This window comes from Roseivirga sp., assembly GCF_965216855.1.
Classification (GTDB): domain Bacteria; phylum Bacteroidota; class Bacteroidia; order Cytophagales; family Cyclobacteriaceae; genus Roseivirga.
This window is the reverse complement of the sequence record NZ_OZ244204.1, coordinates 4,147,746-4,171,976: the sequence shown is the minus strand read 5'-3', so window position 1 is coordinate 4,171,976 and position 24,231 is coordinate 4,147,746. Positions and strand designations below refer to the sequence as shown.

Here is a 24,231-nt window from a genome sequence, read left to right as displayed (position 1 = left end):
ATTTAGGTTCAATTCTTATTCACAGGTCTTTAATCACCCGAAGTTAGCCAATTGCTCAAGGGTGATTCTTCCTTCATAGAAAGCTTTGCCTACAATAGCTCCATAGACTCCCATGTCCTCGAGCTCCTGCAAATCACTGTACTCAGCGACTCCTCCACTGGCAATGAGCTTTAGGTTGGGAAATGCTTTCAGAACCTTCTGATAAAGCTCCATTGATGGACCTTGAAGCATACCGTCTTTACTCACATCGGTGCAGATGCAGTACCTCACACCCTGGTTTAAATAACTTTCAAGGAAAGGAAACAGGTCCAGCCCGGAATCTTCCTGCCAACCGTGAATAGCAATTTTTTCCTCTATAACATCAGCACCCAAAATGATCTTTTCTGCTCCGTAATCCTTTAACCAGGAGCTTACCAACTCGGGATTTTTGGCCGCTATGCTACCTGCAGTAATCTGACTGGCACCTGCCTTGAGCACCGCATCGAGGGATTCATTGGATTTTACTCCTCCACCAAAATCAACCTGAAGGCCAGTTTCGCTGGTAATTAGATTCAGCACTTCTAGATTTTGAGGGCTTTGTGCCTTGGCTCCGTCCAGATCTACTAAATGCAAATGGGTAATTCCGGCTGATTCAAAGTTCTTAGCCACTTCCAAAGGGCTGTCAGAATACTCCTTCTTCTGGTTATAATCTCCCTTGGTAAGACGTACAGCCTTACCTGAGATGATATCTATTGCTGGTATGATAATCAATGCTAAGTTTTTAAGGTTTTATCATTTTTGGCTACGCTTGTGAATTCCGAAGTATCATAGCCTTAGAAAATTAGAGAGAATTTGTTCTCCTACCTTTCCGCTTTTTTCCGGATGTGCCTGCAAAGCATAGAAATTGTCTTTTTGTAATGCTGCCGAAAACCGGTTGATATACTCTGTTTCTGCCACTGTACATTCACTCAATTCGGCATAATAACTATGCACATAATAGACATAGGCCTCTTCAGTTAATCCCTCAAACAATGGTGAATTAAGCTTTTCCAGGTTATTCCAACCCATTTGGGGTACTTTGAGCTTCGGTTCAAACTTTCTGACCTTCACATCGAAAATCCCAAGGCAATCTGTATCATTCTCCTCGGAGTGGCTGCACATGAGCTGCAAACCCAGACAAACTCCAAATACAGGTTGTTTAAGGGACTTAATGACTTCATCGAGCCCCTTATTTCTCAGGAAGTTCATGGCGGTACTGGCTTCACCCACACCAGGGAAAATCACCTTATCTGCCACGCGAATCTCATCCGGATCGGCAGACAAAACAGGCTCAACGCCCAGGCGTTGCAAAGCATAAGTGACCGACTGGACATTACCTGCGTTATAGTTGATAATTACTACGCTCATATGTTCACGAACTAGGTTAAACCAAAAGGGTTAAGCCAATGCAGCTTTTTCTTTCAGTCGTTGTTCAATCTTTTCCTTAATCTCTGGAATAGACTCGTAAAGTTGCTCATATGAATCGATTATGAAATAGTTTTCCTGCATTCGGTCTTTCCTGTATGGAGTATCCAATATCTGATCGACATTATACTCAAAGTGATTCGGTTGATCAGAAAGGGAAAATTTAGTTTCTCCTGAAGAAGACAAGATACCTGCCCCGTAGATTCTCAAGCCGGATTCTTCTCTGATTAGCCCAAATTCGATAGTAAACCAGTAAATACGAGACAGCAAGTGTATAGCCCACTCATCTTCAATCCACTCATGACCAAATTGACTGATAGCCTGAAGAAAATCTACAAAAGCCTGATTGGTCAGCAGCGGAATATGAGCAAATACATCGTGAAACATATCCGGCTCTTCGAGATAGTCGAGCTGACTCATTTTCCTAACCCAGGTAGTGGCCGGAAATTTCTTATTGGCCATTAATTCGAAGAAAAGACCATCCTCCACAATACCAGGAACAGCATAAATTTCCCAGCCGGTGAGTCCCTTGAGGATTTTGTTAGTCTCTTCAAAATTCGGAATGGCATCAGCGGTGAAGTTGATCTTTTCCAGACCCGTCAGAAACTCTTTGGTAGCAGCCTCAGGAAGTTGAGGAAACTGTCTGTCGAAGAGGATTTTCCAAACCTCCTGATCTTCTGCTGTGTAATTTTCATAAATCTGTTTCATATCTGTTTTATAAGTTTTAGCCAAAAAAAAGACCCGGTTCTTGCGGAACCGGGTCTATCTATATTTTTAATCTTTAAGTCAATCAAAACATACGACTACCGTTCCGCGCTTGCGTAGCATGGTAATAGTGGTAGTAATATGCGTTGCTGTGTAACATTGGCACAAAGGTAATTCCTGATCCTTTACCCGCAAGTAAAAAATGACTTTTTGCATCTAAGAGTACAGGAGATTTGACACTTGACAGACAAAGTCGATCTCCATTGCCCAAAAGTTCGTTTATTGTAACACTAACTGACTCAACCATGAAAAGACTGTTACTCACCCTATTGACCATTCTGGTCGTTAGTTGTAATCAAAACATTGACATTGACCCTGACACAGGGTTCGAAGTATTCACTATTCCCACCGGAGGTCATAGCTCAATTGTTCGAAATGAAGCCTTCACAGGAACCGGTATTAATGTGACTGTACTCTTTGACGAAAGTGCAGAATACACTCTCGATGTAACCAGCGACCAGGCTGACATTAATAAGTTGATCGGTTTCTCCGACTGTCATCAGGATCATCAAAGCGAAAGCGCCCGTCTCGGCTGGAGATGGTTTGATGATGAACTTCAAATACTGGCTTACACCTACAGAGAAGGTCAGCTCAGTTTCGAATTGATGGGTGCAGTTAGTATGAACCAGGAAATTGATTTGCAGATCCGCATTGTGGGCGATACCTATCAGTATTCAGGAACCGGACTTACCTCAGTGACTATGGACCGTACCCCAAACTGCGAAACCGGTGACAACTATTGGCTCTGGCCCTACTTTGGAGGAGATCAGCCGGCCCCTCACGAAGTAACCATTAAGCTGAAACGAGAAATAATTGAGTAAACTAAAAGACCAATCAGCTATCAACTTATGCTGATAGCTAATTGGTCATTCCTTACTACTCTTCAGACTTCTTGAGTAGTTCTGCCATCTCCATCAATTTAATCATCTCTGCTCGATAACCATTGCCATCGGTACCCTTGCTACGTTTTGCCAGCTGAATGGCATCATGGTATTGGAATTCATTGATGTAGTCAGACTCTCTCATCAGCATTCCGAATGAGGCTACTGCAGCAGACCAGTTGAAATTATTACTCAGATAATTGTTCAGTTTGTTTTTAATTACTGTATCCAGATAGATCGACTTATCTTCATCTGGTTGCTTGTAGCGAAGCTTTACAGTCATTAGATCGGTTGTATTGCTCACGACCTTAGGCTGGCCATTGGGCTGATACTTTAAGTCATCCACAGGTTTAAAACTGCTATTAACCCCTACCGGAATCACTTCATACAAAGCCGTTACGGTGTGACCAGCCCCCAGTTCTCCGGCATCCTTCTTATCATTATTGAAATCTTCATCCGCCAACAACCTGTTTTCATAGCCTATTAATCGATATGCCTGTACAGTTCCCGGGTTGAACTCTACCTGAAGCTTTACATCTTTGGCAATGGTGAAAAGGGTTCCACCAAACTCATTAACCAATACCTTCTTTGCTTCCAGTATATTATCTATGTAAGCATGATTACCATTTCCTTTGTCGGCCAGGATTTCCATCTTAGAATCCTTGTAGTTCCCCATACCAAAACCTAATACGGTAAGATAAACACCGCTCTTTCTCTTCTTTTCAATCAGGTCTTCCATGGCCTCATCACTCGATGCACCAACATTAAAATCACCATCTGTGGCCAGGATAATGCGGTTATTACCTCCTTCAATAAAATGCTCTTCTGCTATGCTATAGGCCAGTTTGATTCCTGCTCCTCCCGCAGTTGAACCTCCTGCCTGAAGATTCTCCAGCGCTTTCAGAATCTTTTTCTTCTCATTTCCAGGAGTAGATGGTAACACCTCTCCCGCTGCTCCTGCATACACCACAATAGAAACCCTGTCTTCAGCTCTTAATTCATTCACCAACAGTTTCAGTGACTTTTTGAGCAAAGGCAACTTGTTTTCTGACGACATGGAACCTGAGACATCAAGCAGAAAGACGATGTTGGAAGCTGGCAGTTCATCCATCTCTATCTTCTCGCCCTGAATACCAATATGCACCAGATAATGGTCCTCATTCCAGGGAGCCTTACCTACCTCATGTTGCACGTTGAAAGGGTGTTTACCTTGAGGAGTATCATATTCGTAATCGAAGTAGTTGATCATCTCCTCAATCTTCACTGCATCCTTGGGTGGCAACATACCCTGATTGATAAAACGCCTGATATTGCTGTATGAAGCGGCATCTACATCAATGGAAAAAGTACTGTATGGATTCTTGAATGGAGAGTTAAAACCATTCTCACTTATCTCGCTGTATGACTCATTGGATACATCATCTTCCATGTAAGTTGGAGAAGGCATACTCATACCATTGGCATTGCCTTGTAAACTTAAAGCCTCTTCAAATGCTTCCTGTTTTCTCTCCAGCCTTTGTTGTCTTCTTTTGGCTGCTGCTCCGGTCACCACTACTTCGCCCAAAGAATTCACATCTGGCATTAACCTCACATTGAGCACATTAGAATTACCAACTTTAAACTCTCTGGTCTTGTATCCCAAATATCTAAAAACAAGGGTAGCCCCTTTATCCGGCACCTGCAAACTGTAATTTCCTTCCAGATCAGTGGCTGTACCTATATTGGTTCCTTTTATCAGTACGGTGACCTGGGGTAAGGGCAGTCCATCATCAGCTCCGATTACCTTTCCTCTGATGGTTCTTGAAAAATTATTATCAATAGGTTTATGGAATCCTATGAATAATGTCATCATGATTATTAAGACCTGTTTCATGGCATATCGATTTTAGTTTTACAATCTTTAGTAGCAGGATGCGTAGCACTGAAAGATTCCATAAACAGGAGAAGAAAAATTCTGATCTTTTTTGACCAAGAGCATTTCAAATAGCACCCAATTAACTGACATTCAATTGATTGAATCTTATCAATCGAATGGAGATCAATCTGTTCTTGGAATTCTCTTTAAGCGATATATGCCTATGGTTTATGGTACCTGCATGAAATACCTGAAAGAACGGGAAGCAGCTAAAGACATGGCCATGCAGGTATTTGAGAAGCTCATGAAGGAACTGAAAGAGAAAGAGGTTCAAAACTTCAAAAGCTGGTTATATGTGTTAACCAGAAATGAATGCCTCATGCTGCTACGAAAGAATAATCCGGAGAAGAATGGGGTGTCGATTAACGGGACTGAGTTTATGGAATATCAACTCCCTGTGCATCATACTGACGAGGAAGATTTGGAAAACGACCTCGGTAAAATGGAAACCTGTATCGAAAAACTGAATGAAGAGCAGAACAACTGTATCAGACTATTCTACTTAAAGAAGAAGAGCTATCAGGAAGTCTGCGAAGTCACAGGGTTTGAGTTGAAGAAGGTGAAGAGTTACCTTCAGAACGGCCGAAGGAATTTGAAAATTTGTATTGAAAAACTGCGTGAGCAAGAAGAACAGACATATTGAACATCTGACTCCAGAGCTGATCAAGGCTTATAGAAATGGTGAGCTGACTCATGAGGAAATGCATGAAGTTGAAAAACTCATGCTTGAAAACCCACTGTATGAGGATGGCTTTGAGGGTCTTGATGCATTGACCGATGATCTATTGGATTCTGATCTCAGCGAGTTAGACACAAGACTAGACTCCTTATTGGAGCCAGAAAATAGCAAAAGCGGGTTCTGGACCATTTGGAGAGGAATAGCCGCTGCGATAGTATTTCTATTGATTGCCACTTCCCTTTTCTTCCTGAAAGAAGACAAGCCTGTACCCAATAAATTACTTACTGAAAACAAAAAGACTCCAAAAACAGAAGAGACAGATAGTTTACCGGCAGCCAACCAATCCACACTCAATGCAGACAGTATTGATGATGATACTGAACTCATATTTGAAGATACCTTTGAAGAATCGGCACCTATGCCTGAATTGAAGGCCTTTGAACAACTGACCATTGCCAGTATAAAAATTGAAGACAAACAACTGACACTTCAGGCCCTGGTAGACATTGAGAGCGATACACCAAGGCTTATTATCCCAATGGAAGAGCTAATAGCAGAGTCGGTATCCATTCTTAATGAGCAAGAGGCTGCTCAAATTCTAAAAGGTCAAGTCGAAGGATTACGAGTACAGGGGTTACAAGCTCAGCCTGCACCCGAGGCCAGGCAATCGACTGGCTTAGATGCCAAAGCCTCAACAGAGACTAGTATTGTACGCGGTAAAGTAACAGGAACAGACGATGGTCTCCCCTTACCTCAGGTAACCGTATTGTTAGAGGGCACAACCAATGGTACTGCTACAACTCTGGAGGGGCAATACACTCTCACGAATGTTCCTAAAAATGCTACACTGGTTTTCCGTTACTTAGGTTATATCACCCAGACCATTAAAGTTGGTGAACAGGACACTGTCAATGTAGAATTAGAGCCTGATGCTACTTCGCTTGGAGAAGTAGTAGTCACAGGGTTGGCTGCCTCTGAAGAAGATCGAAAAATGGAATTCTTTTATGAAGCCGCAAGACCCGTTGATGGGTTTCCCGAATTCAACTCCTATTTGAAGGACAATATCCGATACCCTGAGGAAGCCAAAGCTGAGAATATTCGTGGTCGTGTAACCGTAGAATTCACTGTAGATGCGGATGGTTACCTCAGTGATTTCGAAATCATCAGAGGCTTGGGCTTTGGTTGCGATGAAGAAGCCATACGCCTGGTACGTGAAGGACCTCAGTGGGAACCCAAAAAACAAGGAGCCAATAAAAACCCTGTGAGTTCACGAGTAAGGATACGAATCAGGTTTAAGCCTTAGTTCAATTTGAAGATTTGAGGATGCGTTAATTTGAAAATCTGAATGATCAGGGACTAATTCTATCAACAATTCCCCTTATTCGATTCGCCTCCTTCATATAAGCTTTCATACCATCAGCATCCTTTTCTTCCAGCAGCTTCTTGAACTGCTCCAGTTGATCGATATAAGTGGAGAGTCCTTCCAACAAATGCTCTCTATTTTGAAGAAATATAGGTGACCACATTTCCGGTGAGCTTTTAGCCAAGCGTACGGTTGAAGCAAAACCAGATCCAGCCATATCAAAAATTCTTTGCTCTGATCTCTCCTTTTCCATGACCGCCTGACTCAATGCAAAGGAAGTCACATGACTCAAATGAGAAACAAAAGCCAGATGTAGATCATGCTCAGCGGGATTCATCAAAGTGAGACGCATTTCAAGCATCTGACAAAGCTCCTGAAACAGCTCCATCTGCTTTTGTCCCGACTTCTCCTCTTCACAAACGATCATCACTTTCTGTTCGAAAAGTGAAGCAAATGCCGCTTCAGGGCCAGAGTATTCTGTCCCTGCTATGGGGTGAGCGGCTACGAAATTGGCCCTCTTAGGGTGATTTGCCACGACATCGCAAATGGCCTTTTTGGTAGATCCAAAATCAATGACTAAAGCATCTTCCTGACAGGCATCAAGCACCTCGGGCAACAATTGCTCTAATGCATCTACCGGAATCCCAATAGCAATCACATCCGCTTCTGCAATGGCCTCTTTCATGGATTTGGAATCGTGGATAATCCCAAGAGCCTTTGCTTTTTGCAAGGCTTGCTCATTTCTATCTACCCCACATACATGCAGGGACCCCTCATAGGTTTTCTTCAATCCCAGAACAAAGGAGCCTGAAATCAAACCAACTCCTATCAATGTAACATTCATCTGTTTATTATTTATCCTTTAACCTTTCCGGGTTTCGTCATTCTGAACTTGTTTCAGAATCCTTGGTGGACCCTGAAATAAATTCAGAGTGACGTAGTGTTCAAAGTGTCAATTCAAACCCTTGAAATTGCCTCTTCTAAGACTGACTGTCTGTTACATAATGAAACACGAACAAACTGTTCTCCCTTCTTCCCGAAAATAGAGCCAGGGGTAATAAATATGTTTTTATCATACAGTAACTGATCTACCAGGTCAGTGCTTTTAGAGTAGTCCTCGGGAATTTTCGCCCAAACGAACAAGCCTTGCTGTTCCCTGTCATACGTACAACCTATCTTATCCAATAGAGTCCACACCTGCTTTCTTCTCTCCTGATATTTTTCATTAAGCTGACTAAACCAACTCTCTCGTAATTTTAATGCTTCTGTCGCTGCCAGCATCATAGGTTTAAACTGTCCTGAATCTACATTCGACTTTACCTTGAGAATGGTTTTGATATAGTCTTCCCTTCCTGCTACCCAACCTATTCTCCATCCAGCCATGTTAAATGACTTGCTTAAGGAGTTAAGCTCTATGACCACATCCTTTGCACCACCTATACTCAACAAACTCAAAGGTTCAGATTGAGGTAGAATCATGCTGTATGGATTGTCATGGCATAACAAAAACTGCTTACTTCTGGCCAATGCGACCAGCCTTTCGAAGGTGTCTTGCTTTGCTGCTGCTCCTGTAGGCATATGTGGATAGTTAAGCCATAGGAGTTTAACCCTGCTAAAATCCAGTTGCTCCAGAAATTGCCAGTCAGGTTGGTAGTCATTCTCCTCAACCAGCGGATAAGAGATGACTTTAGCCTTGACCATATTGGCCACGGCAGCATAGGCCGGATATGCCAATTCAGGCACCAGTACCTCATCTCCCTCATCGAGAAAAGCCAGTGAGATATGCGTAATCCCCTCTTTAGAACCGATCAGGGGTAATACCTCCTTCTCAGGATTCAGGTCAATACCATAGGCCCAGTGGTTCCAGTCGACTATAGCCTTCTTGAGCTCCGGTATACCAGCATAAGACTGATAGCCATGCATCTCTTCCTGAACAGCTGATTCCTGCAAAGCACTTATCACCTCAGGCGCTGGCATACCATCGGGATTCCCTATGCCCAGGTTTAATACCGGCTTTCCTTCGGCTATCATTTCGCGAATCTCCGCCAGCTTCTGTGAGAAGTAATATTCCTGAACTGTATTGAGCCTTGATGAAGGTTGAATGATCATAATGGTAAATATTGAAAGGAAATGGATGAGTTGAAAGGGAATTTTATACTCGTTCAAATTGAATTTGACAGATACGCATCGGTACCGTCATTGCGAGGAGCAAGCTTTGCTTCCCGAAGCATCGGGAGCAAAAGATTGTGACGAAGCAATCTGTCTGTTTGAAAAGCAGTTGCAATGAATAGGCAGATTGCTTCATCATGAAACCTTGTTATCACAGGTTTCATTTCTCACAATGACGGTTCATCTGGTTATATTTGACTTTCAAACTTTGAACAATTCCATGTCTTTCAAATCCATTACCGAATCTCAAATCACCCTCTCGCAGTTAATGCTTCCCTCTCACTCCAATTTCAGTGGCAAAATTCATGGTGGCTTTATTCTCAACCTCATGGACCAGGTGGTCTTTGCCTGTGCTTCCAAACACTCTGGACAATACTGCGTAACTGCCTCTGTCAACCGGGTAGATTTCCTGAACCCGATTGAGGTAGGTGAACTGGTTACGCTAAAAGCCTCCATCAACTACACCGGACGCACTTCTATGGTAGTTGGCGTAAGAGTAGAATCAGAGAATATCCAGACCGGAGTGACTAAACATTGTAACTCCTCCTACTTCACCATGGTAGCCAAAGGAGACGATGGCCAAAATGTGGAAGTCCCGGGACTGATACTGGATGATATGGATAGCATCAGACGTTTTGCCCGAAGCATCACCCGACAAGAACAATCTAAGAAAAGAGTGCAGAGCTTCACTCCTGAGGAATTTGTAGTGGATGAGTATTTAGAGTTGATTAAGGAGCATAATGCTCAAATGGAGTTGTAAGAGAAAAAAGCTCATTACACTAGACACACTAATATGCTCTTGAAATAAACCTGCCTGAATTGAACTTTTCATTATGCTTTACTTCTGGTTTCAGAGTAATTCTTTCTCAAAAAATCAATTCACTTTTACAAAAATGTTATCTTAAGAGATAACTTTACGTATGGTTAGAAAGATTGTCTTCTTTGAGAACCATTTCATTGCCTTTTATCAAAAGCAGAATGATAAGGTCAAAGGAAAGATTCAGTATGTACTTGAACTGATTCGGCAAGTAGATCGAGTTCCAGAAAAGTTCTTAAAGCACCTTGCCGGAACTGATGGCTTGTATGAAGTTCGAATTGAATACCAGTCCAATATATACAGAGTGTTTTGTTGTTTTGATGAAGGTAAGTTGGTCGTTTTGTTTAATGGATTTCAAAAGAAAAGCCAAAAAACACCTCAGAAAGAAATTGACAACGCAGTAAAAATAATGAAGCGATACTTCGAATCTAAGGGCTAATTAAAATGAAAAACTACAAAGAAATTAAGGACTTCGATCAACTCATTGAGTTGGAGCATGGGCAAATTGGTACCGAAACCCGAAATCGATATGAAGAAGGTGCTCAGATGTTCATCGTTAGCGAGATGCTCAAAGCGGCTCGTAAAGAGGCCAACTTAACCCAAGAAGAACTAGCGAATAGAGCTGGTACGAAAAAGAGTTACATCTCTAAGATTGAGAATGGAAAGGGTAACATTCAATTGGCAACACTTATAAGAATCTTTGAACAAGGACTGAACCGTAGAATAGGTTTGACTTTCTTATAAAAGAGTAAATAATCCCGCTCCATAAACTTCAGGACGCGGGATTCTAATACTTTCTAGTCTCAATACTCACTACCTAATACGCAATACTAAAAACTCTCCCTCAGCTCAAAAGTCTTCTTCATCCTATCAATCAGCTTGGCCGATTCCGGGAAGTTCAGTGTTTGCTGCCCATCTGAATAAGCCTCTTCCGGTTTTTCATGGGTTTCGTAGATGACGCCATCAGCTCCTGCCATGATGCTGGCTAAGGCGATAGGTTCAACGAAGTCACGGATACCAATACCATGCGATGGATCTGCAATGACCGGCAAATGCGTCTTCTCCTTAAGTACGGCAATCGCATTCAGGTCCATTGTATTTCGGGTAGCCTTCTCATAGGTCCTGATACCTCTTTCGCAAAGTAGCAGTCTCTCATTACCAGCGGAGAAAACATATTCTGCTGAGTAAAGGAGTTCATCAATTGTCCCCGAAATACCACGCTTGATCATGACCGGCTTATCGGTATTCTTACCCAACTCATCGAGCAGGTTGAAGTTCTGGGTATTTCTTGCTCCTACCTGATAGATATCTACATAAGGATCCATTTCCTCAATTTGAGAAACCTGCATCACCTCAGTCACGATTTTAATCCCTGCCTCTTTAGCCAGTTGATACCAAAGCTCCAGGCCTTCAATGCCCATTCCTCGGAAAGCATAGGGTGAGCTTCTCGGTTTGAAAACCCCTCCACGCATAATTGAGATGCCATTGTCTTTCAGGTGAGCGATGGTCTTTCTAATCTGATCTTCACCTTCAATAGAACATGGTCCGGCCATGATCTGGAAACCACCTTCTTCGATTTTAATACCGTCACCCAGGTCAATCGTAGTGGCATTCACCTTCCATTTTTTGGAGACCAGCTTATAGTCATCTGAAACGATATGGATGTCCTTAATGCCTTCCATGTGTCCAATGGAACGGATATCAAAATTTCGTTTTCCAATACCAATCAGGTAATCTCCCTTCTGGGTTTTCACCTCTGTTGGTTTATATTTCAGCCCTTTAATGCGGTTAATGATCGCGTCTTTCTGGCTGTCTTTTATGTCTTGTTCGAATTGTATAATCATTTTCTTGAATTACGATGTACGATTTTTGATTTACGATCTACCGGTTTCCGTTTTCTGTTCAACCGATTACTGATTTTACATATTGATCAATGTTCAAACTCAAATCTCCTTCCTGCGCAAGCACCTTAATAAACGCACTGCCAATAATGGCTCCGTTGGCATTTTCGCAGGCTTTGTCGAAGGTTTTTTTGTTGGAAATACCAAAGCCTATCAATCGAGGATTCTTCAATCCCATCTGATTCACACGCTGAAAATAAGCCTCCTGCTCCTCAGAAATACCGGTCTTGGCCCCGGTGGTGCTGGCCGAAGAAACCATGTAGATAAATCCGCTGGAATTATTGTCGATTTCTCTGATACGCGCTTCTGATGTCTGAGGCGTGATGAGGAAGATATTAAGCAATCCATTCTTTTCGAAAACAGGCTTATAAACTTCCAGGTACTCATACATGGGCAAATCAGGCAATATGAGTCCATCTATTCCCCTGTCCGCACAGTCTGCACAGAACTGCTCAATACCATATTGTACAATGGGGTTGATATATCCCATCAGTACTATAGGAATGCTCACCTGACTCCTGATGTCTTTCAGTTGTTCCATCAATAGCTTGAGGGTCATGCCATTGGAAAGGGCCACATCATTGCTGGCCTGAATGGTTGGTCCATCGGCCACAGGGTCTGAAAAAGGAATTCCAATTTCGATCAGGTCGGCACCAGAGGCTTCCAAAGCCCTGAGTATGCTTACGGTATCATCCAGCTTAGGATAACCAGCCGTGAAGTACACATTCAGTATGCGGTTAGGCTTGGTTTGAAAAAGGTCTGTTATTCTATTCATTGTTTTTTGTTCTCTGACTCCGTTCATTTATTTGTTTTGTGAATATTTTTTTGTCTGGCCTCATCCCCCGCCTTCTCCCTAAGGAGAAGGAGCTAATGGTGTTCACAAAACCAAATAAATTCACTCAGCAGTCTCAATACTCTGTACTCAATACTAACTACTAATACTTCCCCCATTTTATATAAGTCTCCAGGTCTTTATCTCCACGACCTGAGAGATTAATCACCACTATGTCTTCCGGTTTCAAAGACATCTGATTTAAGGCAGCAAAAGCATGCGCTGACTCAATAGCGGGAATAATACCCTCCAGCCTGCTCAGTTGTACACCTGCTTTCATGGCTTCTTCATCGGTTACACTGTAGAAGGTTGCCCTTCCTGTTTCGAACAGGTGAGCATGAACCGGCCCGATCCCCGGGTAGTCCAAACCTGCTGAAATGGAATAAGGCTCTACCACCTGACCATCAGCGGTTTGCATCAATAGTGTTTTGCTACCATGCAAAATTCCCGGTTTACCCAAAGTGGTTGTCGCAGCACTTTTGCCTGTAGCATTCCCCAGTCCGGCAGCTTCCACGGCCACCAGATTCACCGAAGCATCATCATAATAATTATAGAAAGCTCCGGCCGCATTGCTTCCACCGCCAACGCAGGCGACTACATAGTTGGGTAGTGCCGTTCCCTCCTTCTCTTCCAGCTGAGTTCTGATTTCTGCACTGATAACGGACTGAAATCTGGCTACCATTTCAGGATATGGATGTGGCCCTACTACCGAACCAATGATATAGTGCGTATCGGTTGGATTGTTGATCCAGTGCCGCATGGCTTCATTGGTGGCATCCTTTAGGGTTTTGCTTCCACTGGTGGCTGGACGAACTTCCGCGCCAAGAATACGCATACGCTCCACATTGGGTCTCTGACGCGCCATATCGATCTCTCCCATATAGACAATACACTCTATGCCCATCAACGCGCAGACGGTAGCGGTGGCTACTCCATGCTGACCTGCTCCCGTCTCTGCAATGATCTTCTTCTTACCCAGGCGCTGTGCCAACAGAATCTGTCCAATGGTATTGTTGACTTTGTGCGCTCCTGTGTGGCAAAGGTCTTCGCGCTTGAGGTAGATTTTAGCTCCATAATGGGCTGAAAGCCTTTCTGCCAGATAAAGCGGTGTAGGTCTTCCAACATAGTCCTTCAACAACTGATCGAACTGTTTTTTGAAGTCCGGATCTGAAGTGATGGACTCATAGTTATCTCTTAACTCTTCCACATTGGGGTATAGCATTTCAGGGATGTATGCCCCTCCGAAATTGCCGTAATACCCTCGTTCGTCTACTTTTATTTTCATACGCTATCGTCTATCGTCATTGCGAGGGAGGTACGACCGTGGCAATCTCCCAACTATTGTGGAGACTGCTTCGTTCCTCGCAGTGACGTTCTATTTCATAATCGCTTTAAGCTTTTTCAATGCCTCTAAATCCTTCAAACCCGGCTGCAACTCAAACTTTGAGTTCACATCTATGGCATAAGGTTGAACCTTTAAACTACTAATGGCCTCCACATTTTCCAGATCAATACCCCCACTTAAGAAATATGGTACATCACAGTGGTAATCATTCAGCACTTCCCAGTTGAAGACCTCTCCGTTTCCTCCTCTTTCTTTGCCTTTTGTATCGAAAAGGAAGAAGTCTACCAGGCCTTTATAAGGCTTCAGTTGGTCGAAATCGAATTCCTCAGCTATTGAGAACACCTTCATCACACTGATACCAATGGCGAATAACTCGCCTACATATTCCACTGATTCATCACCGTGTAGCTGCACATGATCAAGTCCATAGGCACGAACCTTCTCTTTAACTTCCCTGATAGGTGCGTTAACGAAAACGCCTACTTTCTTTACTGACTCTGGAAAACCCAACAGCAAGTCATTATCCAGCTCAGGAGCAAACCGTTTAGACCCCTCGAAGAAAATAAAGCCCATATAGTCTGGCTCCAACCTCAATAGTTGTTGGATATTTTCACTTTGCCTCATGCCGCAGACTTTGATCTTCATTTTGGTTATTGGTTATCAGTTATTAGTTATTAGGGTTCTTAGCCTTCTTGAGATAGTTGATATATCCGTTTAAAACTTTCAGCACCTCATCAATTTTTACTTCAAACTCATTTAGCACTTCGTTAGTCATGTAGCCTTCATCACAGGCGGTAATTAGATGATCATGAGTTTCATATAGTGAGCCTCTGGCTTGTCTGCAAAACTGAATATTCTCCTGAAAATGGAACCTACCATAGCCCTCAGCAATATTGGCAGTCACTGACCTTGAAGACCTTCTAATCTGGCTAATAAGACCATACTTCTCCTCATTAGGAAATCCTTTTGATATTTCAGAAATCTCCTTTCTCAAAAGCCTGGCTCTTTTCCAGCATTCCAACTCGGTGAAACTCTTCAAATTCATGGCGTGTACTAATTCGGATTAACCATTAACTCTTAACCAACATTCTATTAACCGCTTCTATAAACTCAGCAGCGGTGCGCTCAGGCCTGCCCGTTTTCATAAAGGTTTCTCCAATTAAAAAGCCCTGAAAACCATGACTTCTTAAATCGATGATGGCTTCCGGGTCACTGATACCGCTTTCTGAGATCTTCACAAAATCGTTTGGAATTAATGGAGCCAAAGCCTTACTGGTTTCTACCGATACTTCAAAGGTCTTCAGGTTACGGTTGTTCACTCCTACTACATCCAAATGCTCGTTTAGATAATTATCTAACTCCTCCTGATTATGCACCTCCATGAGTACTTCCAGATCAAAGCTTTTAGCAAAGGCTGCGAGTTCCTTGAGTCTTTTTGGCTCTAAAGCAGCTGCAATCAACAGAATAGCATCGGCTCCAATGGATTTAGCCTCAACGATTTGATATTCATCTACTATAAAGTCCTTTCTCAGCACCGGGCAGAAGTTGAATTTTCTGGCTGTACTGAGGTCTTCACTACTTCCGCCAAAGAATTCCGAATCAGTCAATACTGATAATGCTGAAGCTCCGGCCTGCATATACCCAATGGTAGTTCGCTCTACCGGTGCATGGGCATTGATGACGCCTTTTGATGGTGATTGACGCTTGAACTCAGCGATAATTCCTGATTTGTCTTCTCTGAGCAGGTACTTCTTCAGTGAAATAGGTTTCCCATCGAAATAGATGCTTTGTTCCAACAGTTTCTCTGTGTAGAGTGACCTTCTCTCTTCTACTTCCTTATGCTTATGGGCAATGATTTGTTCTAGTATATCCATATTCGGTTATCGGTTGACCGGAAAACAGAAAACAGTTTTCCAGATTCCCGTTTTCTAATTTCTGTTTAACTGATTTCTAAGATTTTTCTGAATGTTCTTAATGCTTTTCCGCTTTCAAGGGATTCTCTGGCCATTCCCAGGGCATCATCTGTCGAAACTCCCTTACCACATTGTATAGCCATAGCAGCATTGGCAATGACTACTTCGTTCTGTGCTTTGGTACCCTCTCCCTTAAGAATGGATTCAAATATATTAGCGGATTCTTCCACTGTATTTCCTCCAAAAATCGCTTCTGCTTTAATGGTTTCCAATCCAATATCTTCTGGATTTACGATTTCTTCCTTGTCATTAGTGATCTTCTTGAAAGCTCCGGTGAGTGATATTTCATCATAACCATCCAGTGCATGCAAAATGACAAAGTGTTTGTCGGTCTTCTGATATAAGTAACCATATAACCTTGCCAGTTCAAGGCTAAAAACTCCTACCAATTGCTTCTTAGGAAAGGACGGATTAACCATTGGACCGAGCATATTGAAGAAGGTTTTAACTCCCAGGTCTCTTCTGATGGGCGCTACATTCTTCATGGCCGGGTGAAACAAGGGTGCATGCAAAAAGCAAAGGCCACATTCATCAAGACTCCTTTTCAATTGGCCGATGTCATTGGTGAACTCATAACCAAAATGGGCCATCAGGTTGGAAGAACCAGAAACTGATGAAACTCCATTATTACCATGCTTGGCTACATTTTGACCTGCTCCGGCTACAATAAATGAGGATAGGGTGGAAATATTGAAGGTATTCTTTCCATCTCCCCCTGTACCACACAGGTCAATGGCATCATATTCCGGTATCTCAACCGGTACGCAAAGTTCCAGCATGGCATCTCTGAAGCCTTCAAGTTCTTCAACCGTAATGCTTCGCATGAGATAAACCGTCAGGAAAGCAGCTACCTGACTCTGGTTATATTTTCCCTGAGCCAGATTGATGAGTATTTCCTTGGCTGTCTGCTTGTCCAGAGACTTATATTCTATGAGTTGATTTAGTATTTCTTTCATCTTAATTCGGTTAAAAGGAAATCGGAAAACAGAAATCAGTTGGTTTGTTTAGAGTTGGTCAGAAACCTTATGTAGCCGTTCAGTATTCTGATGCATTCTTCAATTTTGTCATCATATACTTTCACTATCCCGGAATCAATATAACCTTCATCCAGAGCCACTGTCAGATGATCCTGAAGCTCTGTCAAAGAGCCTCTGGAATGTCTGCAGAATTGAATATTCTCTTGATAATGATATCTGCCGTACCCTTCTGCAATATTTGCAGTGACGGACCTTGATGCTCTAATCATTTGATCTACCAGTTTGAATCGTTCATCTGTTGGAAACTTTTTGGTCAGTTTTGAAATATCATTCCTCAACTCTCTTCCCTTTTTCCATATTTCCAAATCCTTAAAATTCTTACTCATGTGCTTACTGATTAACTGTTTTCTGATTTCCGTTTTCTGCTAACTACACACCCAATTCTCTAATAATTTGTGTCCATGCTCCGTCATAATTGACTCGGGATGGAACTGCACTCCTTTTACATCATATTGCTTATGACTGATGGCCATAATTTCTCCAAATTCATCTTCTGCCGTGATATTCAGCTGATCGCCAAGGTTTTGTTTATCGACATTCCAGCTATGGTAATGACAGATAGTGTAGTTCTCCGGAATATCCCTGAACAACCTGTCCTTTTGATCCAACACGTTCACCTGACTGGATACTCCATGTAATACCTGAGGCATATTGTACAGCTTCGCGCCATATACTTCGGCAATGGCCTGATGCCCGAGGCAAACGCCCAGAATACTTTTGGTTGCACCGTATTGTTCGATCAGAGGCAAGAGTATTCCCGCTTCTTCTGGAATTCCCGGGCCCGGAGATAATAGTACCTTGTCGTATTGGTCTACTGCTTCGAGAGCAATCTGGTCGTTACGAAAAACATCCATTTCTCCTCCATAACCCAACTCTTTCAGGTAATGGACCAGGTTATAGGTGAATGAATCGTAGTTATCTAGTATTAATATTTTCATTGTTCGTTCTCTTCAGTGATTAGAAATCAGAAATCGGTTTATTACCTTTTGTCTTCTACTTTCCGTTCAACCATTTTCTACCTGATCTCTTTCGCTAATTCAATGGCCTTCCTCAAGGCAGCCAATTTGTTATTCACTTCCTGCAATTCAGACTCTCTGTTGGACTTAGCTACTACTCCGGCCCCGGCCTGAAAAAAAAGTGTATTGTTCTTACTCAGGAATGACCTGATCATAATCGCATGATTGAAATCTCCATTGAAGCCCATAAAGCCGATGGCCCCTCCATAATAACCTCTTCTCGTGGTCTCATTCTCATTGATCAGTTGCATGGCTCTTACTTTTGGCGCTCCGCTAAGCGTTCCTGCCGGGAAAGTACTGGCTACCATTTGAGTAGACTCCATGTCATCGGAAAGCGTACCGGTCACTTTAGAAACCAGGTGAATGACATGCGAGTAATACTGAATCTCTTTGTAGGTATCTACCTGCACATTAGAACCTGCTCTGCTGAGGTCATTACGGGCAAGGTCTACCAGCATGACATGTTCTGAGTTTTCTTTAGGATCGGCATGAAGCTTTCTGGCTAATTCAGCGTCTGCTTCATCGTTTCCTGTTCTTTTAAAAGTCCCTGCAATGGGGTGAATCGTGGCCTTGCGATCTTTAATTACCAACTGGGCTTCTGGTGAAGATCCGAAGATCTTGAAGCTCCCAAAATCAAAGTAAAACAGATAAGGAGAAGGGTTAACCGACCTGAGTGCTCTGTAAACATTAAACTCATCGCCCTTGAAACCACTCTGAAATCTTCTGGAAAGTACAATCTGGAAAACATCTCCCCTGAAACAGTGCTTCATTCCCTCATCGATAATCGAAAGGAATTCTTCATCAGTATAATTAGATACCTCCTCCGTCAGTGGTGCAAACTCATACGAAGGGAAGTTTTTGTTATTCACCAAAGTCTCAATAGACTGAATCCCTTTCGGCTCTGTTCCTTCCGGTGAATGCTCGAAAAGATAGAGCTCATTCTTGAAGTGATCTATGGCAATGACATAGCGATAAACATGGTAAAGCAGATCAGGGATTTCGTATTGATCTGCTTTGCCATCTGCAACAGGAATGTCCTCAAAGTACCTGACCGCATCGTAACCAATGTAACCGAAAAGCCCATTGTTGATAAACTTAAAAGAATCGGCATCTGATTCGAAGGCTGCGGCAAACTCCGACAGTTTAGCTGCCACCTGAGCACCTTCTACTTCACCCTCCTCATCATAACCCGGCAAAGTCAGTTCGTACCTGCAATCCTTCACCATCAGTCTGGCAATAGGCTCACAGCAGATGTAAGAGAAGCTATTGTCGTCTCCATGATAATCAGAGCTTTCCAGCAGAATGGCATTCTGATATTTGTCTCTTAGTTTCAGGTAAATACTTACCGGTGTCACTGTATCGGCCAGCAACTTTTTGTAGGTAGTATTGAGTTTAATTTTGTTCATTTTCTTAATGCTTTATTCAGAGTCCATGTCCTCTCTATAGTCCCTCAAAAGGCACATATCTATAACCGATAAGCTTCTTAGACATCGGTTCTTTATTGTTTAATCATTCTCCTTTCAAAACATGCAGCCCGTTCGGCTGCTACTGTAAATCCCTTCTCAGAAGGTCTAATCGGCATTTTCCCAGCGCCTTAAAACGAAAAAAGCCCGCATGAACTGCGGGCTTTTATATATCCTTAGAAATAGCACTAGTTCACGTTACCGAAGATCAGTTACGTGCCACCACCATGCGTTATTTCTGTTTGTTCTTTTCATTATGCTGCCAAAACTAGAAAAGGATTTTTTGAAAGCAAATAGAATTTTGAGAATTTCTGTCAGAGGTAAGACTTGCCTGGCATCGAAGCCATATATTTGATCATTTAAAGGCTAAAACAACAACCAGAATGCTCAGAAACTCACTAACTATTGGATTACTGTTCCTTACGCTCTCGTCAGTATTTGCTTTTCAAAGCAATCAACTCAGCACTCAAAAGGAAATACTCTCAAAATTAACCGGTCATGAAGCCATTCAGGGGCAGACAAAACTTAAAGATCGTTTTGCCCAGGAATCGAGAGAAATTGCAGCAGAATACCTGAAAACTAAACTTGCCACTTTCTGTGAAGCCATTATTGAAAACTACAGTGCTACAGGCAACAATGTAATAGGAACTATTCCGGCTACTGTTTCAACGGATCAATGGATTATTCTGGGCGCCCATTATGATAGTGTCAGAGACTGTCCCGGTGCCAATGACAATGCCTCCGGTGTGGCACTGGCCTATTCCGTAGCCCAACATATAGCTTCCTTACCCGATAGAAAATATAATATGAAGGTTGTGTTCTTCGATGAGGAAGAGAGGGGATTAATTGGTAGTAAGGCCTATGCACAGCAATTGGTGGATAAAAACATGAAAGTAGTTTCCGTACATACGGTCGATCAATTGGCCTGGGATAAAGATGGCGATATGGGAATAGAGCTGGAGGTACCAACAGAGAATATCAAAAGTCACTATTTAAAGATTGCCAAAGACTTCGGCTACGAATTTCCGATACAGATATCTGATGTGACTTCTACTGACCATCGCTCTTTCAGAAACCAGGGATTTGCAGCCACCGGAATTACCGAAGAATACAAAAATGGTGATACAACACCACATTATCACCGGCCTACCGATACCTACGAAACCGTCAACTTCGAATACCTCACCACTATTACGACTTATGTAGCGAAGGTCTTTGAAGATTTGATGAAGTAGAAAACACAATCATATAGTTAATATTTCAGCAGAATCGGTACCCTCTGCCTCTATTCCAGACCCGATCCCAACAATTCGCTACGGAATCAAAAAGTAAATAAGTGACAATAACAAAATCACGATGGAGACACTGCGATTGGCGGCTTAGGCAGTATTCATAAGCATAGTTGCAGAACCCTTATCACGACAGGTAGAAAACCTAATGAAATAAAAAAACCGCCCTGGGGCGGTTCTATCTACTTTTCTGCCATTAGCTGTTTATACCTCAGCTCATTGTAATTAACAATGTGATTGGCAAAATTTCTGAAATGTGGATTTCTCACGTCCAGCATTTCCGGTACATCCGCAAAGATGCTTCTGTATGCCTTTTCAAAAGATGCCTTTCTAACGATTTGAGTATCACCATCTCCTTTAACCACCAGAAAAGTTCTCTCCTCTCCTCCTACCACAGGTATACCTTTTATAGCAATAGGCATAGACTTCGATCCATTGGGGTGATAATAAACCTTGATGAATTCGTCCATTCCAGGATTGAGCAACTGTAGCATACCCTTCTTCTTGCTTCTTGGCATCACCTGGGTATCATAATAGATCCATTCTCTGTCCAGAATGTTATTGTAGTTAGTTCTGGCGGCATGACGGATACTGGTTGTCTTTTCGTTAATGGTGTTGAGCTTAGTAAAAGCATCCGGACGAATACCAAAGCTCTGGATTTGATGGGCTTTGAACTTATGCTTTCTACCCTCTTCATCCACTAGCGTTAGCCTGACAATGAAGCCTCTTGACTGAGTGGCTCCTCTTAATTTCCCATGAATCTCCTCACCTGAGTTGGTAATTACGAAACACTCCTTCATGCTGAAAAAATCAGCGAAAGGCTCTGCGAATTCCTGTGCCTGAACACGGCCCACACCCAGGACCACAAAAAATAAGGCGATTGATAATTTGAGTTTGTGCATCATCATATTTTGAGTTGTTGACGCAGACTTTTACCAATTGCCGTGCCAAAAAGATTGGCAACTTACTTACTCAATAATACCTATTAGTTAGTTGAGAGTTGAATCATTACCGGTCTGTGATCAGAAACGGTATTGGTGAATTCAGAAAAGCACTGATCCAGTTTCAAGGTCTGTGTAGACAACTCATTATCGAAAAGCTCATTGGTAATAAGAATCTGATCAATATGGCTTGGCCAGGATGGATATGACCATTCGGTATCTGGTCCTGCAGCAATTTCCATCGTAGCGAATTCATAGTTGTTCGCATCATCAATGAAGTTCTGGAAAACATTATCAGAGGCATCAACAATTTCATCATTGAAATCGCCCAGGACAATGACATTCTCAGTAGCCAGATTATCATCAATATAAGTTTTGATCAGTTGAGAAGCACTTCTTCTGCGATCTTCGGAGCCATCGCAACATTTCAGGTGAACATTAATCAGACTGAGTATCAAGCCACTGTTGTGTTGCACCTTCACATAAAGAGGTCTTCTAACAGAAGTAAAAGCATCATCGTTTTCGGTCGTAGATTCTGCATAGAGGTTAACCGGTTGTTCCAACACTGTGATTTCACTGTCTTTGTAGAGATAGGCCAATCGCTGGCTGCTTCCACTTACATGCACCACTTGTCCTGACCAGCCCTCGAGGGCATCAACCATGGCATTAAAGTCGCTAACCGACCTGATTTCCTGAAGAGCAATAATATCGGCATCAAAGTCTTCAACGATCTGCTCTACTCTTTCTACTGCTGTGGCTATTACAGGAAAATTCTCCACGTTCCAGGTCACTACTTCAAGAGTTTGACTGCCTACTGCTACCAGGCAATTCTCATAATCTACAGGTTGTAGGTCATCATCATTATCCGGAGCAGGCGTTGTATCTCCTCCACTTTCTCCACAGGCTACAAGAGCCATCAACAATAGTCCGAAAAGCCAGTATCTTTTTTGCATGGCGCAAATTTAAAGGCTTAGAAAGTCAGAGGCTACAAAAAGATTTGATATTAAGATCAACTATATGTTAACTCTTCTTTCCTTTTGGATTGTCCAGAGAGCAAGAGCAGTAAACACCAGAGCCAGCGCAATGATGAGGCTACGGTTCAGGCCGGAAAAAGCAAAGCTTTCACCAATAGCAGAATGAAAGGCCTTCGACACATTGATCAAACCTAAGACAGAAGTGACCAGCAACGTGATGAACATGGCCAGGTTTAAGCCTATGCCATTCATATGCTGCCCCAGTCTTTTACTATTAGTAAGAACCCAGAGAGCGAAAGTGAGAATCGGTAAAATAAATCCATTAGCCGCCTGTGCTGCAATGATCACTGGAATGGGTCTGATACCACTGATGCCAATGCCAAAACCTATGATGATAATCACGGCCCAAAGGCTTCTGAACTGCCTCGACTGGTTCGACCATGTCTCTCCTTTAGGATGGACACTTCTGATTGTCAATGCTCCGGCCAAAGCAGCTGTAATCGTTGAAGTAAATCCCGCACCAAAAAGACCAAAGGCAAAGATATACCCCATAAAAGGGCCATGGTCTGAGACCAACTCTTCGTAAAGAATATCGAAGTTAAACCGACCATCCAGGCTGGTCCCTACCAGCAACACCGCCATTGAAACGAGTCCACCCAGAAGGATAGAAAAGATCAGTCCGGAACGAACTGATTTCAACTCCTTCCCTTCTGCCAGGCCAGACCCCAGGAATATATTATAAGGAACAATAGTGGTGCCTATCAACCCGAGTACAATAAGAGTGGAGTTATCAGGTAAACGAGGGACTACCAGGCCATTCAGAACTTCTCCCCAGGGCAAACCAAAACTCAATGCTGCATAGAACAACCCTACGCCCATAATCGCCACAAATGCACCTAAGATTTGGGGGACTGATTTAGTCTTTTCGAAGAATAGCAATAGAAACGAAACGACAGCTATGATAGTGGTAAATATCCATTGGGGAATACCCAACTTCAATACAGCAAGTCCTGAAATAGCTCCTAGTATATTACCGGCCTCATAGGCCAGACAACCTAAAAAGATAGATATACCAATAAACCAGACAAAAGCAGATTGGGAAAAGCGTTGTTTTATGGCCTGGCCGAGACTTTTACCGGAAACGATGGTAACTCTGGCTGCTGCCTCCTGAACTACCAGACAAGCGAGGGTAGAAAATAAAAGTGCCCAAAGTAACTGAAACCGATAATTGGCTCCGGCTGATGCGGCAGTGGTAACTGTACCCGGACCAATAAACGCAGCGGCTATGACCAGCCAGAACAGATAGTTCCAGAATTTAGACTTCATCGCGGAAGATACTAATTTCTGTTTTGAACTGGTTCGGTTATCTCCTCAGCGATTCAATCTGTCAAGATTGGGGTTTGATCCATAAATATGACTACATCAAGA

At 42.7% G+C, this 24,231-nt stretch carries 25 protein-coding genes and 1 pseudogene; 7 read left to right on the top strand and 19 right to left on the bottom strand.

Annotated elements, in window-relative coordinates:
• Positions 1 to 33 precede the first annotated feature (33 nt).
• From hisA to ACOOEY_RS18380, 3 genes and pseudogenes are all read right to left on the bottom strand, one after another.
• A complete protein-coding gene (hisA, locus tag ACOOEY_RS18390; RefSeq protein ID WP_420386190.1) occupies positions 34 to 750 on the bottom strand; it encodes a 1-(5-phosphoribosyl)-5-[(5-phosphoribosylamino)methylideneamino]imidazole-4-carboxamide isomerase in 717 nt (238 codons plus the stop codon).
• A gap of 54 nt (positions 751 to 804) precedes the next feature.
• Positions 805 to 1,386, bottom strand: coding sequence for an imidazole glycerol phosphate synthase subunit HisH (gene hisH / locus ACOOEY_RS18385; protein WP_420386189.1), 582 nt, complete (start codon positions 1,384 to 1,386; stop codon positions 805 to 807).
• 30 nt (positions 1,387 to 1,416) lie between these two features.
• Positions 1,417 to 2,184 (bottom strand): annotated as a pseudogene (locus ACOOEY_RS18380) (phenylalanine 4-monooxygenase); the annotation flags it as partial.
• Positions 2,185 to 2,453: 269 nt separating this feature from the next.
• Between ACOOEY_RS18380 and ACOOEY_RS18375 the strand changes: the two are divergent.
• Positions 2,454 to 3,029: a hypothetical protein gene (locus ACOOEY_RS18375; RefSeq protein ID WP_420386188.1), complete on the top strand. Its 576-nt coding sequence runs from the start codon at positions 2,454 to 2,456 to the stop codon at positions 3,027 to 3,029.
• Positions 3,030 to 3,084: 55 nt separating this feature from the next.
• Here the strand turns inward: ACOOEY_RS18375 and ACOOEY_RS18370 are convergent, their stop codons facing one another.
• On the bottom strand, positions 3,085 to 4,962 hold the full coding sequence (locus tag ACOOEY_RS18370) for a YfbK domain-containing protein (protein WP_420386187.1): 1,878 nt from the start codon (positions 4,960 to 4,962) through the stop codon (positions 3,085 to 3,087).
• Positions 4,963 to 5,098: 136 nt separating this feature from the next.
• Between ACOOEY_RS18370 and ACOOEY_RS18365 the strand changes: the two genes are divergently transcribed.
• Both ACOOEY_RS18365 and ACOOEY_RS18360 read left to right on the top strand, forming a co-directional pair.
• The gene (locus ACOOEY_RS18365) at positions 5,099 to 5,647 is read left to right on the top strand and encodes an RNA polymerase sigma factor (RefSeq protein WP_420386186.1); all 549 of its coding nucleotides are present in this window, start codon (positions 5,099 to 5,101) and stop codon (positions 5,645 to 5,647) included.
• Positions 5,622 to 6,986: a TonB family protein gene (locus ACOOEY_RS18360; protein WP_420386185.1), complete on the top strand. Its 1,365-nt coding sequence runs from the start codon at positions 5,622 to 5,624 to the stop codon at positions 6,984 to 6,986. The genes ACOOEY_RS18365 and ACOOEY_RS18360 overlap by 26 nt, the downstream gene beginning before the upstream one ends.
• A 46-nt stretch (positions 6,987 to 7,032) precedes the next feature.
• Here the strand turns inward: ACOOEY_RS18360 and ACOOEY_RS18355 are convergent, their stop codons facing one another.
• Positions 7,033 to 7,890 (bottom strand): prephenate dehydrogenase, encoded by an 858-nt coding sequence (locus ACOOEY_RS18355; protein ID WP_420386184.1) that lies wholly within the window; start codon positions 7,888 to 7,890, stop codon positions 7,033 to 7,035.
• 113 nt (positions 7,891 to 8,003) lie between these two features.
• Complete coding sequence (locus tag ACOOEY_RS18350) at positions 8,004 to 9,155, bottom strand: pyridoxal phosphate-dependent aminotransferase (protein WP_420386183.1); 1,152 nt, start codon at positions 9,153 to 9,155, stop codon at positions 8,004 to 8,006.
• A gap of 280 nt (positions 9,156 to 9,435) precedes the next feature.
• On the opposite strand from ACOOEY_RS18350, the gene ACOOEY_RS18345 reads away from it, so the two are divergent.
• From ACOOEY_RS18345 to ACOOEY_RS18335, 3 genes are all read left to right on the top strand, one after another.
• Positions 9,436 to 9,975: an acyl-CoA thioesterase gene (locus ACOOEY_RS18345; RefSeq protein ID WP_420386182.1), complete on the top strand. Its 540-nt coding sequence runs from the start codon at positions 9,436 to 9,438 to the stop codon at positions 9,973 to 9,975.
• Positions 9,976 to 10,135: 160 nt separating this feature from the next.
• Complete coding sequence (locus tag ACOOEY_RS18340; RefSeq protein ID WP_420386181.1) at positions 10,136 to 10,471, top strand: type II toxin-antitoxin system RelE/ParE family toxin; 336 nt, start codon at positions 10,136 to 10,138, stop codon at positions 10,469 to 10,471.
• Between the two features lie 5 nt (positions 10,472 to 10,476).
• Complete coding sequence (locus ACOOEY_RS18335; RefSeq protein ID WP_420386180.1) at positions 10,477 to 10,776, top strand: helix-turn-helix domain-containing protein; 300 nt, start codon at positions 10,477 to 10,479, stop codon at positions 10,774 to 10,776.
• A gap of 86 nt (positions 10,777 to 10,862) precedes the next feature.
• Here the strand turns inward: ACOOEY_RS18335 and aroF are convergent, their stop codons facing one another.
• The 10 genes from aroF to ACOOEY_RS18285 all read right to left on the bottom strand — a co-directional run bounded on the left by aroF (position 10,863) and on the right by ACOOEY_RS18285 (position 19,542).
• Positions 10,863 to 11,876, bottom strand: a complete 1,014-nt coding sequence (aroF, locus tag ACOOEY_RS18330; RefSeq protein ID WP_420386179.1) for a 3-deoxy-7-phosphoheptulonate synthase — start codon at positions 11,874 to 11,876, stop codon at positions 10,863 to 10,865.
• A 58-nt stretch (positions 11,877 to 11,934) separates the two neighbouring features.
• A complete protein-coding gene (gene trpA / locus ACOOEY_RS18325) occupies positions 11,935 to 12,708 on the bottom strand; it encodes a tryptophan synthase subunit alpha (RefSeq protein ID WP_420386178.1) in 774 nt (257 codons plus the stop codon).
• 160 nt (positions 12,709 to 12,868) lie between these two features.
• A complete protein-coding gene (gene trpB / locus ACOOEY_RS18320; RefSeq protein ID WP_420386177.1) occupies positions 12,869 to 14,050 on the bottom strand; it encodes a tryptophan synthase subunit beta in 1,182 nt (393 codons plus the stop codon).
• A gap of 90 nt (positions 14,051 to 14,140) precedes the next feature.
• Complete coding sequence (locus ACOOEY_RS18315) at positions 14,141 to 14,755, bottom strand: phosphoribosylanthranilate isomerase (RefSeq protein WP_420386176.1); 615 nt, start codon at positions 14,753 to 14,755, stop codon at positions 14,141 to 14,143.
• Positions 14,756 to 14,777: 22 nt separating this feature from the next.
• The gene (locus ACOOEY_RS18310) at positions 14,778 to 15,155 is read right to left on the bottom strand and encodes a four helix bundle protein (RefSeq protein WP_420386175.1); all 378 of its coding nucleotides are present in this window, start codon (positions 15,153 to 15,155) and stop codon (positions 14,778 to 14,780) included.
• Between the two features lie 25 nt (positions 15,156 to 15,180).
• Positions 15,181 to 15,984 carry an indole-3-glycerol phosphate synthase TrpC gene (trpC, locus tag ACOOEY_RS18305; RefSeq protein ID WP_420386174.1) on the bottom strand — a complete coding sequence of 268 codons (804 nt, stop codon included), beginning with the start codon at positions 15,982 to 15,984 and terminating at the stop codon, positions 15,181 to 15,183.
• Between the two features lie 65 nt (positions 15,985 to 16,049).
• A complete protein-coding gene (trpD, locus tag ACOOEY_RS18300; RefSeq protein ID WP_420386173.1) occupies positions 16,050 to 17,039 on the bottom strand; it encodes an anthranilate phosphoribosyltransferase in 990 nt (329 codons plus the stop codon).
• Positions 17,040 to 17,074: 35 nt separating this feature from the next.
• Positions 17,075 to 17,446, bottom strand: coding sequence for a four helix bundle protein (locus ACOOEY_RS18295; RefSeq protein ID WP_420386172.1), 372 nt, complete (start codon positions 17,444 to 17,446; stop codon positions 17,075 to 17,077).
• Between the two features lie 39 nt (positions 17,447 to 17,485).
• Complete coding sequence (locus ACOOEY_RS18290; RefSeq protein WP_420386171.1) at positions 17,486 to 18,058, bottom strand: anthranilate synthase component II; 573 nt, start codon at positions 18,056 to 18,058, stop codon at positions 17,486 to 17,488.
• Between the two features lie 77 nt (positions 18,059 to 18,135).
• Positions 18,136 to 19,542: an anthranilate synthase component I family protein gene (locus tag ACOOEY_RS18285; RefSeq protein WP_420386170.1), complete on the bottom strand. Its 1,407-nt coding sequence runs from the start codon at positions 19,540 to 19,542 to the stop codon at positions 18,136 to 18,138.
• A 440-nt stretch (positions 19,543 to 19,982) separates the two neighbouring features.
• On the opposite strand from ACOOEY_RS18285, the gene ACOOEY_RS18280 reads away from it, so the two are divergent.
• Entirely contained in the window at positions 19,983 to 20,834 is an 852-nt protein-coding gene (locus ACOOEY_RS18280) for a M28 family metallopeptidase (RefSeq protein ID WP_420386169.1), read from the top strand.
• A 236-nt stretch (positions 20,835 to 21,070) separates the two neighbouring features.
• Here ACOOEY_RS18280 and ACOOEY_RS18275 read toward each other — a convergent pair whose 3' ends face one another.
• From ACOOEY_RS18275 to ACOOEY_RS18265, 3 genes are all read right to left on the bottom strand, one after another.
• Entirely contained in the window at positions 21,071 to 21,796 is a 726-nt protein-coding gene (locus ACOOEY_RS18275; RefSeq protein ID WP_420386168.1) for a hypothetical protein, read from the bottom strand.
• A 77-nt stretch (positions 21,797 to 21,873) separates the two neighbouring features.
• Positions 21,874 to 22,782 carry an endonuclease/exonuclease/phosphatase family protein gene (locus ACOOEY_RS18270; RefSeq protein WP_420386167.1) on the bottom strand — a complete coding sequence of 303 codons (909 nt, stop codon included), beginning with the start codon at positions 22,780 to 22,782 and terminating at the stop codon, positions 21,874 to 21,876.
• Positions 22,783 to 22,842: 60 nt separating this feature from the next.
• Positions 22,843 to 24,129 carry an Nramp family divalent metal transporter gene (locus ACOOEY_RS18265; RefSeq protein WP_420386166.1) on the bottom strand — a complete coding sequence of 429 codons (1,287 nt, stop codon included), beginning with the start codon at positions 24,127 to 24,129 and terminating at the stop codon, positions 22,843 to 22,845.
• Positions 24,130 to 24,231 lie beyond the last annotated feature (102 nt).

Bases quoted from the DNA above. Each gene is read 5' to 3' on its own strand.
- hisH (WP_420386189.1), bottom strand. From the start codon at position 1,386: ATGAGCGTAGTAATTATCAACTATAACGCAGGTAATGTCCAGTCGGTC.
- ACOOEY_RS18375 (WP_420386188.1), top strand. From the start codon at position 2,454: ATGAAAAGACTGTTACTCACCCTATTGACCATTCTGGTCGTTAGTTGT.
- ACOOEY_RS18370 (WP_420386187.1), bottom strand. From the start codon at position 4,962: ATGAAACAGGTCTTAATAATCATGATGACATTATTCATAGGATTCCAT.
- ACOOEY_RS18355 (WP_420386184.1), bottom strand. From the start codon at position 7,890: ATGAATGTTACATTGATAGGAGTTGGTTTGATTTCAGGCTCCTTTGTT.
- ACOOEY_RS18350 (WP_420386183.1), bottom strand. From the start codon at position 9,155: ATGATCATTCAACCTTCATCAAGGCTCAATACAGTTCAGGAATATTAC.
- ACOOEY_RS18345 (WP_420386182.1), top strand. From the start codon at position 9,436: ATGTCTTTCAAATCCATTACCGAATCTCAAATCACCCTCTCGCAGTTA.
- ACOOEY_RS18340 (WP_420386181.1), top strand. From the start codon at position 10,136: ATGGTTAGAAAGATTGTCTTCTTTGAGAACCATTTCATTGCCTTTTAT.
- ACOOEY_RS18335 (WP_420386180.1), top strand. From the start codon at position 10,477: ATGAAAAACTACAAAGAAATTAAGGACTTCGATCAACTCATTGAGTTG.
- aroF (WP_420386179.1), bottom strand. From the start codon at position 11,876: ATGATTATACAATTCGAACAAGACATAAAAGACAGCCAGAAAGACGCG.
- trpA (WP_420386178.1), bottom strand. From the start codon at position 12,708: ATGAATAGAATAACAGACCTTTTTCAAACCAAGCCTAACCGCATACTG.
- trpB (WP_420386177.1), bottom strand. From the start codon at position 14,050: ATGAAAATAAAAGTAGACGAACGAGGGTATTACGGCAATTTCGGAGGG.
- ACOOEY_RS18315 (WP_420386176.1), bottom strand. From the start codon at position 14,755: ATGAAGATCAAAGTCTGCGGCATGAGGCAAAGTGAAAATATCCAACAA.
- ACOOEY_RS18310 (WP_420386175.1), bottom strand. From the start codon at position 15,155: ATGAATTTGAAGAGTTTCACCGAGTTGGAATGCTGGAAAAGAGCCAGG.
- trpC (WP_420386174.1), bottom strand. From the start codon at position 15,984: ATGGATATACTAGAACAAATCATTGCCCATAAGCATAAGGAAGTAGAA.
- trpD (WP_420386173.1), bottom strand. From the start codon at position 17,039: ATGAAAGAAATACTAAATCAACTCATAGAATATAAGTCTCTGGACAAG.
- ACOOEY_RS18295 (WP_420386172.1), bottom strand. From the start codon at position 17,446: ATGAGTAAGAATTTTAAGGATTTGGAAATATGGAAAAAGGGAAGAGAG.
- ACOOEY_RS18290 (WP_420386171.1), bottom strand. From the start codon at position 18,058: ATGAAAATATTAATACTAGATAACTACGATTCATTCACCTATAACCTG.
- ACOOEY_RS18285 (WP_420386170.1), bottom strand. From the start codon at position 19,542: ATGAACAAAATTAAACTCAATACTACCTACAAAAAGTTGCTGGCCGAT.
- ACOOEY_RS18280 (WP_420386169.1), top strand. From the start codon at position 19,983: ATGCTCAGAAACTCACTAACTATTGGATTACTGTTCCTTACGCTCTCG.
- ACOOEY_RS18275 (WP_420386168.1), bottom strand. From the start codon at position 21,796: ATGATGATGCACAAACTCAAATTATCAATCGCCTTATTTTTTGTGGTC.
- ACOOEY_RS18270 (WP_420386167.1), bottom strand. From the start codon at position 22,782: ATGCAAAAAAGATACTGGCTTTTCGGACTATTGTTGATGGCTCTTGTA.
- ACOOEY_RS18265 (WP_420386166.1), bottom strand. From the start codon at position 24,129: ATGAAGTCTAAATTCTGGAACTATCTGTTCTGGCTGGTCATAGCCGCT.